This is a genomic window from Peribacillus sp. NPDC094092 (assembly GCF_050279365.1).
Lineage (GTDB): Bacteria > Bacillota > Bacilli > Bacillales > DSM-1321 > Peribacillus.
Window position 1 is genome coordinate 1 of the sequence record NZ_JBNNUC010000004.1, and the last position, 13,748, is coordinate 13,748.

At 39.2% G+C, this 13,748-nt stretch carries 11 protein-coding genes; 2 read left to right on the top strand and 9 right to left on the bottom strand.

What is annotated here, in order from left to right; translation table 11 throughout:
• Positions 1-243 precede the first annotated feature (243 nt).
• Complete coding sequence (locus tag ACQKNS_RS18525; RefSeq protein ID WP_427644757.1) at positions 244-1,380, bottom strand: glycerate kinase; 1,137 nt, start codon at positions 1,378-1,380, stop codon at positions 244-246.
• Between the two features lie 911 nt (positions 1,381-2,291).
• Between ACQKNS_RS18525 and ACQKNS_RS18530 the strand changes: the two genes are divergently transcribed.
• Positions 2,292-3,899 (top strand): FMN-binding glutamate synthase family protein, encoded by a 1,608-nt coding sequence (locus ACQKNS_RS18530; RefSeq protein WP_427644758.1) that lies wholly within the window; start codon positions 2,292-2,294, stop codon positions 3,897-3,899.
• An 80-nt stretch (positions 3,900-3,979) separates the two neighbouring features.
• Here the strand turns inward: ACQKNS_RS18530 and ACQKNS_RS18535 are convergent, their stop codons facing one another.
• The 3 genes from ACQKNS_RS18535 to ACQKNS_RS18545 form a co-directional block, all read right to left on the bottom strand.
• On the bottom strand, positions 3,980-5,206 hold the full coding sequence (locus ACQKNS_RS18535; protein ID WP_427644759.1) for an MFS transporter: 1,227 nt from the start codon (positions 5,204-5,206) through the stop codon (positions 3,980-3,982).
• A 179-nt stretch (positions 5,207-5,385) separates the two neighbouring features.
• A complete protein-coding gene (locus ACQKNS_RS18540) occupies positions 5,386-6,324 on the bottom strand; it encodes an MBL fold metallo-hydrolase (RefSeq protein ID WP_427644760.1) in 939 nt (312 codons plus the stop codon).
• 231 nt (positions 6,325-6,555) lie between these two features.
• Positions 6,556-7,149 carry a branched-chain amino acid aminotransferase gene (locus tag ACQKNS_RS18545; RefSeq protein WP_427644761.1) on the bottom strand — a complete coding sequence of 198 codons (594 nt, stop codon included), beginning with the start codon at positions 7,147-7,149 and terminating at the stop codon, positions 6,556-6,558.
• Between the two features lie 172 nt (positions 7,150-7,321).
• Here ACQKNS_RS18545 and ACQKNS_RS18550 point away from each other — a divergent pair, with 172 nt between their 5' ends.
• Positions 7,322-8,440 (top strand): NAD(P)/FAD-dependent oxidoreductase, encoded by a 1,119-nt coding sequence (locus ACQKNS_RS18550; RefSeq protein WP_427644762.1) that lies wholly within the window; start codon positions 7,322-7,324, stop codon positions 8,438-8,440.
• A 488-nt stretch (positions 8,441-8,928) separates the two neighbouring features.
• Here the strand turns inward: ACQKNS_RS18550 and ACQKNS_RS18555 are convergent, their stop codons facing one another.
• From ACQKNS_RS18555 to ACQKNS_RS18575, 5 genes are all read right to left on the bottom strand, one after another.
• Positions 8,929-9,678, bottom strand: a complete 750-nt coding sequence (locus ACQKNS_RS18555; RefSeq protein ID WP_427644763.1) for a hypothetical protein — start codon at positions 9,676-9,678, stop codon at positions 8,929-8,931.
• 381 nt (positions 9,679-10,059) lie between these two features.
• A complete protein-coding gene (gene glaH / locus ACQKNS_RS18560; RefSeq protein ID WP_427644764.1) occupies positions 10,060-10,998 on the bottom strand; it encodes a glutarate dioxygenase GlaH in 939 nt (312 codons plus the stop codon).
• A 326-nt stretch (positions 10,999-11,324) separates the two neighbouring features.
• Positions 11,325-11,666: a DUF3870 domain-containing protein gene (locus tag ACQKNS_RS18565; RefSeq protein WP_427644765.1), complete on the bottom strand. Its 342-nt coding sequence runs from the start codon at positions 11,664-11,666 to the stop codon at positions 11,325-11,327.
• Between the two features lie 29 nt (positions 11,667-11,695).
• Positions 11,696-12,913, bottom strand: a complete 1,218-nt coding sequence (gene lhgO, locus ACQKNS_RS18570; RefSeq protein WP_427644766.1) for an L-2-hydroxyglutarate oxidase — start codon at positions 12,911-12,913, stop codon at positions 11,696-11,698.
• Between the two features lie 14 nt (positions 12,914-12,927).
• On the bottom strand, positions 12,928-13,602 hold the full coding sequence (locus ACQKNS_RS18575; RefSeq protein ID WP_427644767.1) for a GntR family transcriptional regulator: 675 nt from the start codon (positions 13,600-13,602) through the stop codon (positions 12,928-12,930).
• Between the last annotated feature and the right edge of the window lie 146 nt (positions 13,603-13,748).

Consider the following 13,748-nt stretch of genomic DNA (forward strand, 5'->3'; position numbering starts at 1 on the left):
TGAACAAGGAATAACTCTATTCATTGCTGAATGTAACACCATTTAAAACATTTGGGTGTGGTGGGTTGACAGTTTCGTTCATATCAGTTGCATAATGAAAAAGCTGCCTTAAAGACAGCTTCGGTCTACAGCTAACTTACCCGTTTGTTAAATAGGAAAAGCATCGCCACAAATTTTATAAAATGCCAACCGGTAACTAAATGGGAATTCTTGAAGCTCTTTTAGAAAACAATTAAAGATCCCCTATTTAATTGCTCCCAAAAAAGTCCGCATTACTTGTTCGGCTGTAGCTTCCAGCAATTCAGCTCCTCTTTCCATTGCTTCTTTTAAAGGCATAGGAGTGTTCACTAAACTATGTACACTGGTTACTCCATGGTCATATAAAACGTCAATCCCAGTTCCGATCGATCCAGCTAAAACAAATACTGGAATATCATGCTTTTTGGCTTCTTGTGCAACTCCCATTGGTGTTTTGCCTGAAGCAGTCTGGTAATCGATTTGGCCCTCACCGGTAAAGACACAATCAGCATCGGAAAATTTCTCCTCCATTTTCGTATGCTCCAACACAATATCGATGCCCCTTTTTGTTTCTGCAGGGAAAAAGGCTTGGAATGCACCTCCGATTCCGCCTGCAGCACCAGCACCCGCTTTATCATGCAAGTGTATGCCTGTCTTGATTTCCACTAAATCAGCCCATAATGATAAAGCTTTATCAAGCATTTCAACCATGGCAGGAGTGGCACCTTTTTGAGGTCCGAATACACTTGATGCACCGTTCGGACCGACTAACGGATTCTGGACATCCGAAGCAATCAAAAACTCGGAATCGGCAATTCTGGAATCAAAATCTTCCATATTAATTTCTGATATCCGCGATAATTCGGCACCGCCGAATCCAAGCGGTTTACCGTCTTCATCAAACACCCTCATTCCCAAAGCCTGGAGCATTCCAACACCCGCATCATTGGTAGCGCTTCCCCCTACCGCTAAAATGAACTTTCGACAGCCATCATTCAATGCTTTTTGAATCAGCTCCCCTGTTCCGTATGTAGTTGTGATCAATGGGTTCAACTCATCTGGATCGATTAGGCACAGTCCGGATGCACTGGCCATTTCAATCACGCATGTTTCCTGATCACCCAAGATTCCATATGCTGCCTGAACGTCTTCAAGTAATGGTCCTTTAACAGTCACTTCAACTTTTCGACCATTCGTAGCTGCCAAAAGGCTATCCATCGTACCTTCCCCGCCATCCGCTACAGGAACCAATTCTGTTTTCGCATCCGGCAGTGCCTTCCTGACCCCTCGCTCGATTGCTTCCGATGCCTCTATTGCTGACAAACTTCCTTTAAAGGAATCAGGTGCAATAACAATTTTCATGCTCAGGCCCCCTTTGAATGAATTTTTAATTATAATCTTTTGATATATTTAAATCATCTTTCATTCCATACGAAAAATAGTATGACTTGTTGCTCGCTTTGTCCTTGGTTATACGTTATAGAAAACATGATCTTTAGTTAGCATTCTGTTATTTACCCACCTACCTTAAGTATAAGGCTGCTAAAGGCTTAAACTAACAACCATTCACACTTTCATTATAAGTCATAGCTTGTTTGCATGGGGTGAATTGAAATTATATCCGTTAAATAAGAGTGAAGTGATTCAAATGACGGAAACTGTTTTTGATTCTCAGCACACCCTTGTTGGGTCAATTTGACTCGGGTTTTCACTCCCACTGCTGCGCTTGCTGAAAATAGTATCGACCAAAGACTGGATACAGTCATCAACCAATCAATTAAACAAAAGGCTCGGTTAGTCGAATCGGTTTGTGCTCCGTAGTGGAAGGAAAAGGAATCTTACAAATGCCACTTTTTCCTGGAAGCTGAATCAGCACTTTTACTAGGTGAAGCAAAAAGGCACTGTTTGAAAGGGGAGATGAGCGGACGAAACGGCAATTACATGAAAGAATACTAAGCAGCTTATCTGCAATTGGCCGGGACACTGCAACAATTTTTGTCCTTAGTAACTAACATATCGGGGTATGTGCAAAAAAGAATGTATATCCTCGTAATGCCTTTATATACCGATAAAACGGTATTATTCACATGAACTAATGATGCCATAAACTAAGCAGTTGGCCATTTGGGTAATATAAAGTAAAAATAAGACGGTCTTTTAAATTAACTCATTCTATTCCTATTAAATCCTTGCATTGGAAATCTGTATAATTGATCGAATTACCGAGTAGATTAACAATACATGATTTTTTTGCATATCAGGAGGGAATTTGAATGAGTGGCATCGCAAATCTTTTAATTATCCTAGGATTTACCGTAATTTTGATCGTTATCATCGTCTTGGCTTTCCTATTAGTTTATATGATTTTCTTTGATCGCACCCAGAAGCATCATGCAATTTTAAGAAATTATCCCGTGCTCGGGAGAATACGTTACTTCCTGGAAAAAATAGGGCCTGAAATGCGGCAATATTGGTTTAACAGTGATAACGAAGGAAAACCCTTTTCCAGGGATGATTATGAACATATGGTGAAAAGTTCAAAATATTTAAGGGATGTTATAGGTTTTGGTTCAAAACGGGATTTTGATGAAGAAGGCTTCTTTGTTAAGAATAGCATGTTCCCAAAATTGGCCGAAGAAGAAAAATACGATCGAGAAACAAAGGTGACGACTAAAAGATACATTCTAATGAAGGACCCGCTTTTCTCACAGCGAGAAGAAAAATGGGGAGATGAAGTGTCCTCTGCATTCTTATTGGATGATGAAGATGCCGTGACCATCGGCCCAAACACTAAGCATCCCTTTCGGGTAAAAGGTCTTATCGGCATGTCCGCCATGAGTTATGGTTCTTTGGGTAAGAACGCAATCACTGCCCTTTCTGAGGGATTGGCTGCAGCAAAGGGCACATGGATGAATACTGGGGAAGGCGGACTTTCTCCTTATCATTTAACCGGCGGTGTCGATATAATCATGCAAATCGGGCCAGCCATGTTTGGGGTTCGTGATAGTAAGGGCGAAATGGATTGGGAAGAGTTAAAAAGAAAAAGTGAAATACCAGAAATCAAAGCATTTGAAGTCAAATTGGCTCAAGGTGCCAAAACTCGCGGAGGGCATATCGATGCTGAAAAAGTGAATCCGGAAATCGCTGAAATCCGTAAGGTCGAACCGTACAAAGCGATTGATAGTCCAAATCGGTTTCATCAATTCAATGACGTGAAATCCATGTGCGATTTCATTGAAAGAATCAGGGAACATACAGGCATCCCAGTCGGCATCAAAATGGTCATCGGCGGCAATGACAGTGTTGAAGAACTTGCTAGCTATATGAAAGAAACCGGGAAAGGTCCGGATTTCATTTCATTGGATGGCGGTGAAGGCGGCACTGGTGCTTCTTATCAGGAATTGATCGATAGTGTAGGATTGCCGCTAAAATCCGCGTTGCCGATTTTAGTATCGACACTGGAAAAATACGGCGTCCGTGATCGGGTTAAAATCATTGCCTCCGGTAAATTGTTCACACCTGATAGAATCGCCATTGCCCTAGCCATGGGAGCCGACCTTGTTAACATAGCGCGTGGTTTCATGATTGCGATAGGATGTATCCAGACGATGAAATGTCAATCCAATGCTTGTCCTGTCGGGGTAGCAACCACTGATCCCGAACTGCAAAAGGCACTTGTCATCGACGAAAAGAAATTCCGTGTGGTCAATTTTCTTGTTACACTTAGAAAAGGATTATACCGGATCTCAGCCGCTGCTGGTTTGGATTCACCTATCCATTTTCAACCTAAGCACATCAGTTATAAGGATGATAAAGGAATTGTCACATCCCTTGAAGATATCATGAAAGAAGTAAAGGGACATATAGGTGCCAGACAATGAAAAAACCACCGCCCAAGTTTATGGGCGGTGGTTTTCACTTTATCAATAAGTGAAGTCATTTTAGGCTGCTCCAAAATGTATCAGGCATGTAAACGAATATCCCCTGTCTGCTCTTTTCCCTTACCCATCAGTTTTCCATAGCGATAATACACATAAACTGCAGCTATAAAACCAGTTACAGACAGAAAAGCATCAAATATGAAGATGATTGATATATTCCCGCTTTTCGACATCCACCCCGTTACAAGCGGCATAACTATAGAAGCCAATCCAGCAGCCGTTGCCACGATCCCTGTCACGGTTCCTTTTTTTCTCCAGAAAAATTCCGTCATAATCGTAATGGCTAATTGAAAAATCCCCGCAGTGGAAAGTCCGATGAAAAATGCGGTGATGGAAACGATGATCGGTACCTTAACCAAAAGGATCGTAAGGATTGAAATAAAAGTTATGACCGGATAAACCATGATAACCGTTATTGGCCTCACGATCTTTTTTAATAATACGGATAAAACCAATACAGAAATAAGCGCCCCTAAACTATAATAACTCAGTAATTTGATGGAACTGGCCATCGTCATGCCCACAGCTTGCTGACCATAAGTCGGAAGCCATATCTGTGAAACGGTGAATAATCCTGTTGAAGTGAAGCCGATTATCACAAGAGCAAGTCCCTCTTTGCTTAATACCGGTTCTGAAATGAATTTCTTACTCCCGGTACGAACATCCACTTGTTTTTCCTTATACATATTTGTACTTGGAAAGGAAACCGTGAATAAAAACATCAAATTCAATAAATAAATGGCAGCAGGAATAAAAAAGGCATGACCATAAAACATCTCATGATTCGAGAAAAATAATATCATGAACGGGAGAAGAAAAGCTCCAGCAGACATGAATGCTTTCACCAGTACACTGGCAGAACCGGAAGCTCTTGGGAAAATTTCTGTTAAACCAGGATATGAACCGGCATCCATCGAAGAATTAGCGACACCTGCAAGGATGGCAAAAACAAAAGCCAAATGATAATTTGGTGATAATGGAATACCGAACAAGAAGATACCCATTCCCAATGATGAAGCAATAATTAATGGTTTACGCCCGATTTTATCTGATAAATATCCGGTAAATGCATATGTAAGTAACTTCCCTACCCCTATAGCTTCGATGATATTACTTACCCCGGCATTATCTGTATCCCATTGCTCCGTTAAATACGACATATTCGATGCGAGCATGATATTGACCATGCCTAACAGGAAATAATTAATATACACTGCTGATGCTGTTTTCATATACGTGTTCTTCATCTCAAAACTCCCAACCTATCTTCAGTAAATCTTCTCCAGCGATTCAATATTCATAAGAATCTAAAAATAATCATAACATTTTTTCCTTTTAAGTAAATTAAACCGTTTAAACTTATTCATTAACGTTTTGCATGCACAAAAAGCTCATATGACATGAGCTAGAAACAATGTTCAATATATCAAATGGATTGATAATACCATTTGCCATCACGTTTAAACTTTCTGCATTGGTCATTCAAAAGAAGGTATTCAAGGTGAGCCAATGTTTCACCAACAGCAAACCTGGTTTCATGAATGGGCAGATTTCCAAATAAGATATGGCAAGCACTTTTTACAGTAATCGGCTCTTTCATGTTTTCATGAATTACATGCAATCTGTCCCGATGGTGGTCCAACAATTCAACAATTCTTTTATTGGCATTTTGAAACGGTTTCCCATGTGAAGGGATGACATATTCAACGTTCAGCTTTTGTATTTTTTTCAAGGAAGTAAAAAACTCTTCCAATGGGTTGCAAGAACCTTTAAACCAATACGAAATATTTGGAGATATCTTTGGCAATATATGATCTGTCGAAAAAAGGACACTTCTTTCCTTATTGTATAATGATATCAGGCCATCAGAGTGCCCCGGCGTGAAAATTACTTCATACTCATATTTGCCAAACTGCAGCTTCATTCCTTCTTCAAGATGATGATTTACGGTAGGATAGGGTTTTACTTGGGGCACGAATCCACTTTCGTCACTGGATAAGGCAATGGCCACCTCGTCTTCCATACCACATGCCTTATAGTTTTCCTTAAGCAGATTCAGCGAATCCGTTTCCCAATACGTAGTTCCCGCATGTTCATCCACTTGTGTCATCCAAACATCGGCACCGGTTAATTGTTGTAATGTCCCAGCATATCCGAAATGATCTGGGTGATAATGGGTGATGATAAGATCAGTAATATCGTGTTTTTCGATAATTGGGTTCCATAAATCCTTTGTCGTTTTGTTATTTAATCCCGCATCAATGATCGTCCATCCTTTTTTACTTTCTGCTAAGAAACAATGGACATGATCCAACCTAAAAGGCAGTGGAATGGTAACTTGAGTAACTTTCAATTCATTCAGCAACTATAACTTCCCCTTCCGATGTAAAACATTTAAGTTTATTAAATAAAAGTATATCATTAATCAATTCGACGATTTCTTTCAAGTTCCTTTAATCGATATCCAGATCCAATCGATTAAAATATAAAACACATAGCATGGGGCATTAAAGACAAAAAGGGGTCGGCATGAGAGCATACCGAAACCCTTTTGTCTACAAACTGACGTCATTAACATGTATGACGACACCTCATTTTATAAATTTTCCTCGATTGTTTGTACAAGGATAAAAAGAAAATGATAGATTAAATCAAAAGCTTCTTCTAATGACATGCCATCTCTAAACCCTTTTAAGTTATCCAAGGCAAAATTCACGTCCCATAGCCCTTCGCCCTGATTAAACATTAAACTGTACGATCCAATTGCTTCTTGAAGTTCCTTAGTTAAATATGTTTTTAACACTTCACCCATTTTTTTCTGGAATTTCAATCCGAACATCGCGTTATATGTGCCGAAAACATCATCGACTTCTAACGAAAGTGCCTCAACACCAATTAATTCGAACCATTGTGATTCAAAGTATAGGAATTCATCTCTGTTTTTTTTCAAATAATCGATGGGTTGTGATAAAAATGCATAGTTCTCTTCCGAGATTAATTCTTCGCTTTCTTTATTACTGCGCTCCATATAAGCATCAGTAAAACGGGATGTATTTTCTTTTTCCACTATAATGATATCATCGGCAATTAATTTATGCTTTTCTACATAATCCTTTTCTTCTTTAAACAACTCAACCTTTTTTTCGGTTACGGATTTTGATATGTATGATTCCATTTGTTTTTTTAACATGATTTGTCCTCCTAGTATCTTTTCAAGCTCTCGCAATTTCAATCATAGCATATTCATTATAGATAAAATAATTTTGTGAAAGAAATTACAATGTCGATTGTAGCAATCAATTCATGTCTTCGATATAGTAGTGTTATGAGTTTATACATATGAGAGAAACGAGATGTTGAATATGAAAAAAATCATTGTGGTCGGTGCAGGAATTTTGGGAGCTTCAACTGCCTATCAGTTAGCTAAAAATGGGGCTGAAGTGATCATTATTGACCGTCAAGATGTCGGGCAGGCTACATCTGCTGCTGCAGGAATCGTTTGCCCATGGATATCGCAAAGGCGTAACCAGGCTTGGTATCTACTTGCAAAAAATGGTGCTGCTTTTTATCCCGGTTTAATTGAAGAACTTGAACGGGACGGGGAAACAGAAACCGGTTATGCCCAAGTCGGTGCCATAAGTCTACATACAGAGGAAGCTAAATTGAATGCCATGAAGAAGCGGGCGGCAATACGGAAAGAAGATGCACCGGAAATGGGGGCGATCACATTACTTTCCGCAGAGGAGACACGTGCCTTATTCCCGCCTCTTTCCAGAGAATATGCAGCCGTTCACGTGAGCGGTGCCGCGCGGGTCGATGGACGCGCACTTCGTGATTCCTTATTGCGGGCATCACAAAAAAACGGTGCAAAACTTTTGTATGGTGAGGCTATACTTTCGTATATCGGTACTCAAGTGACAGGTGTAACACTTGGAGATGAATTCATACCTGCCGATAAAGTGATTGTTTGTGCTGGCGCTTGGGCACCGGAATTATTGAAACCACTTGGCGTGAATTTTCAAGTCACCTTCCAAAAGGCTCAAATCATCCATCTGGAAACGCCAAATGAAAATACGAATAACCGGCCTGTAGTCATGCCCCCCAGTGATCAATATCTTTTGGCTTTCGATAATCATAAAATCGTTGCGGGGGCGACGCATGAAAATACGGTAGTTTTCGATAACCGAATGACCGCAGGAGGGCTGCAGGAAGTTTTCAACAAGGCCTTGCAAACCGCTCCCGGTTTGACGGATAGTACATTTGTTGAAGCAAGGGTCGGTTTTCGCCCATTCACGCCGGGATTCCTTCCGGTCATGGGTCCTTTACCTGACTGGGAAGGCATAATCGTAGCTAATGGTCTTGGAGCTTCCGGTTTAACAATGGGCCCATATTTAGGCTCCCTATTGGCAGACCTAGCACTCGATAGAAAAATCGAAATCGATATAGAAAATTATGATGTAAGAGGTGCACTTTCCACATAACCTTCAAATCATTACTATTGGCTTCCATAAATGTCGGCTCAACTGAAAAATTCCCAGATCATTTTTTAAAATATTCCTTTCTTAAAAAAATCAAGGACCTTTAATGGGTCCTTGATTAATCTTTAATTTATCTAACAAGATTTCTTGCGGAAAAAGTAATGTTTCCATTTATTTTTTCATTCCATGAAATGAAAAATCAAGAATCTTCCATTCGAATTTTTCATCTATTTATATCAGGTCCACATACTTCTTCATAAATAACTTTTAACTCTTCAATAGTAAGTGATTTTAAAAATTCCTCTAGTTCATCCAATTTAATGCCTCCCATAATAAAGAACATTTGTTCTTATTATAATCTCCAAAATATCACTAGTAAATAGTAAATAGTTAATTTTACTTTTAACACTATTAGATGAATTAAAGAGCTAATCGATGTTTGCCATCCTTTTATATCTATTAAAGTTTCATTAAGTATATTTAATCAGTGGTCATTCCTTTGAAAAATAGTTCTGTAACATGTTTTTCATTTGCTCTTTATTTGCTGCAAATTGTTTATGTCGATGACCATTTCCTCCAGAAGGATGAGGAAATCCTGGAAGTATATTTTTAGCATCCAAATAATCGTGACCCGCTAAATAGTTTAAGACCTTGGAAACATTAACGCCTAAAGGAATAATAAGCGGGCGTTCAATGGTACCTATTTCTGCAGCAAATCCTTCCATTATATATTTTTTAAGCAACTCGGTCTTTAAAATGTTCGGAGTCGATCCACTGTAGTTTTTACCGTTATAAAAGACTGGATAGGTTAAAACTGAGGTAGTATGAACAAGGTGAGTAGCTTCGTTAAAAAAATCCTGTGTGGACGAAATGTTTAAGTATGTGTGTAATCCAAGTTCATCTAACATTTGAACCAAATTTTTTCTCATCGTTCCTTCAAAACTGGAATTCTTTTTTACTTCGTGCAGAATCTCTTCATCGCTATGTAAGTGCCCACTTTCATTAATTACGGTAGAATAAGATTTTTTCATTTGATGTAAACCAGGAGTGATTCCGACTATTACCACTTTGGCCCGTTCATTTACATATTCGAAAGGTGCGTAATAGATTTCGAGTTTTTTCGTTTCATCTCTTTCAAGCAAAAATTGTTCGCTCTGTATCATTTTATCTGTATAATCAGCAGGTAAAGCATTAATTAAGTCCTTAAATTGCGTAAAATTAGAAAAACAAGCGATTCCCATAAAATCCTATCCCCACATTTTTTATTTATTTTGCCCATATCAGTATATCAGAATAGGAGGCTTGTCAACGAGCACGGGTGCGTTCTCGGTTATGAAGACATTCACTGGCTTCCATAAGAGAGGCTCAATTCACTTCCTTAATTTCAGAAAATATAGAGTTAAATGAGGATTTGATGTTGGATCAGTAGGATTAAAGAGAATATAGTGCAATAAAACAGGTAAAGGCCCATGTTTAAGGTCCTCTTTTTCCCTTCCATCACCAATGTTACTCTTTAATTGAACCTTAAAAAAAAGATAAATTGCTTTCCAACCCTTCGGTTGAAAAGAATTTATCTTAAAATGGTTTGGGGATAAATAAAAATTTGGGTTTACAAAATGAAACTATTGATTGAATCTTCCGCGCTGGCGAAGTAATTCACGGTTCAGGTTCGGGTCTTTTTCAAATGCAGCGCGACCGTGAAGCCAGAATATATTATTTACGACAACTAAATCTCCAACAGGCAGTTCCAGTTCAAGTACACTTTCATCGCTTTCTAATGAATCGGATAAATCGCGTAAGTATTTGGCTTGTTCGATTGATTCAGGATAAACAAATTGATCGATATAACATATACCAGGTTTGTTGTTATGATTGAAGAAAGTCAATCTTTCAATCTCCTGATCAATGTTCTTGCTTTTTGGGGCCTTATATGTGAATTTCTGGCTGGATAATGGATGATTCACATACATATCAAGCTCTTTCCAATCGTCTAAGTGCAATAAACGTGATTCGCCACCGCGAGCATTTTGTTCAATCATCTTCATCATTAATAACCAATCCGTCGGTTCATCTACAAAGGTGCCGTCCGTATGGAGGGTAAATAAACGATAGGCCTGACGCAAATACGAATCACTGCTATCCGTGTCTTGAACACTAAAGCGAGCATAATATTTTCCTGACATCGCATCATGGTTTGGAGTTCCCAGCAAGTATGAAATGGCCGTTGCAAAAATGACGTATTCATCCGTATTTTCCGTGACACCCTCCAAGCCTAAGGTGAAGCCGCCGGATTCCCGATCATGAACGATGTTCCGAAGCACTTCACCAAAATCTTCACCCACTTGATCCAATAGATATGAAGCAATGATGAGCCGTGCATATGGTGTATATTCCAGATGCTGAACAGACTGATTATCCTTCGATACGGTTTCTAAAAAAGCGGCAATTGCCTCTTTTGAAATTTCAATATGATATAAACGGCTGGATTGAGGGTGAACTTTCACTTCGTATTTTTCAGTTTTCCTTTCGAACTTAGCTCTCCTTTTTTCTGCAATGCTCATGAATAATTCCTCCTGTTATTTGTAATATAGGTGACAAAGTTAACGGGAAATATAAAAAGCCAGTCGCACATGACCCCAAATAAAATAGGAATCAAACTGTACAACTGGCTTATATTCACTTCACTGCTCTATGCGAATAGAGTCACAGCGAATATGCAGTTTATGTATGATTTATTTTTCCTGTTTCCAATCAATATGATCTTTACACGATTCTGAAAAGGTATTTTCCAAAGGTGTTAATGTCATAATATTGGCTTAATTCCATTAAAACGTTTTTTCGTAAAATTGTCAATACTTTTAACATATTATTCTGATAAATTATATTCCTAACTTGGTAATTTCGATTTATCTCCTGATTTAATTTGCTGAAAATGGAGATCGAGGTCTTTCAAGGCAGCAATCAGTGCATTAGCCGCTTTCCCCCGATAATAAGATTGAATGGATTCTATCGCATCATCAACCCCATCATTTAAACTGATTCCTTTTAATAGACGCCCGATAAATTCCCTGCCATGCTCTGTTGCCAGTGTACAGGAAGCTTCCAGGACAACTCCATATTTAGCATCGACTTCTGCAGTGATAGTCAGTGTTTCAAAGACACTTTTCGCAGCCATCCCTTGAGGTAAGCGTGCATGACCTGCAATGAAGATTGTTTTACCATTGAACATGAGGCTTCTTCCTCTCTCTTTAACGATTTTTATTTTGTCAATACGGCTTCCAATAAGTGTGGTTGTTCCGGAATGCGGTTAACAACCTCTTTTCCAATTTCAATTGAGGCTGTTGCAGCAGGTGACGGTGCATTACATACATGTATGGTCCGTTTTCCCATTATAATATGAAAATCATCCACCATATTACCATCATCCTGTAACGCCTGTGCACGTACTCCAGCAGGTGCTGGGATTAAATCATCTTCTTGAATTTCAGGAATTAATTCCTGCAGGCTTTTTGTAAATTGCTTTTTACTAAAAGAACGGACGTATTCATCCATCCCTTCCTTCATGAATTTACTAGCCAGCTTCCAAAAGCCTTTATAGCTTAAAACTTCAGTTAAATCTTTCGCATTGAAGTCCGTTTTCTTATAGCCTTCCCGTTTGAAGCTTAGTACAGCGTTTGGACCGGCATCCACTTCACCGCTAATCATCCGTGTAAAATGAACCCCCAAAAATGGAAACTTCGGGTTAGGTACCGGATAAATCAAATGATTGACAAGGTAGCGTTTTTCGGGCTTCAGTTTAAAATACTCACCGCGAAACGGGACAATTTTCATATCAGTTTTATACCCAGCAGCAGCTGCGATACGGTCACTATGCAACCCTGCGCAATTAATGACCATTTTTGCCTTTATGGTACCATTGTTCGTTTCGATGATGACATCATCAAAATCCTCGTCAATTTTCTCGACTTTTGTTTTCAGCTTAATCTCACCGCCATTGCCCCTGATGATATCCGCCATCTTTTCACTTACTTGACGATAATTGACAATGCCAGCTTGCGGGACGCGAATCGCACCAAGACCATTAACATGCGGTTCGATTTCCTTTAACTCATCCACACCGATTCTTTGTATAGCCAGTTCATTTTGTAAACCCCGAGAATATAAATCATCTAAAAGGGGCAACTCTTCTGGCTTTGTTGCAACAATGACCTTTCCGCAAATATCATGTTCAATTCCATGCGTCCGGCAGAATTCCGTCATTGATTTGCTACCTTGACGGGCAAACCGTGCCTTGAAACTGCCTGGTTTATAATAAATTCCTGAATGAATGACGCCGCTGTTATGCCCGGTTTGATGATCTGCAACAACAGCCTCTTTTTCAATGACTACCACTTTAGCATTAGGAAAACGCTGGTAAAGTGCCATTCCCGTCGATAATCCTACAATTCCTCCGCCAACAATTGCGAAATCATACACAATTAACACTCCTTTTATTGATGATTTTTAGTATTCAGCAACTCCATATACGTAATTAAATTGTTCTTAGTCCGTAAGATGTGAAATTCAACTGCTGCCCTTAGTTCTGCAGGATCTCCTCTTAGTGCCGCTTCATATATCATCCGGTGTTCCCGTTGCGTTTCTGGGTAATAATCAATCAGCAAATTTGGAGCAATGGGTGAGATCCCCAGCGTTTCTACCATTTTTTGAACCCTTGGCCATGGGCACCCTTTTCGAAGGGTTTCATGAAAAGCCGCATTCAATAGGATATAATGCTCATTGGTTTCATCAGATAACTGAATTCCTTCCATTTCTATTAAAATTCCTTTTAGTTTTTCTTTGTCCTCCTCTGTTAAGTACGGAAGTGATTTTTCTACTGCAAGGCCCTCTAGCAGAGACCTGGTATGATAAATTTCTTCAATATCATCCCGGGTAATCGGTGTGACGATTGCTCCTTTATGGGGAACCATTTCCACCAACCCTTCCATTTGAAGCTGTGTAAGGGCCTCACGAATGGGCATCCTGCTCACTTCCAGGCGATCGGCCCACTCCTCTTGGATGAGTCGTTCTCCCTTTTTCAAAGTCCCATTCAAAATCGCTTTCCTAAGACTTTTTGTTACATTTTTAACGATTGTCGATTTATCTTTTCCAGAATTAGCATTATCCAATTCAGCGTCCACCTTTCGATATTGGATACAATTTTAACTATATCAACTATATAAAGCGATTACAATACTGAAAATTAAATATTTTGTATCCAATTCCAAAAATAATGGATACAAAATAAAGAAAAATCATCTACTTCTTACCTGAT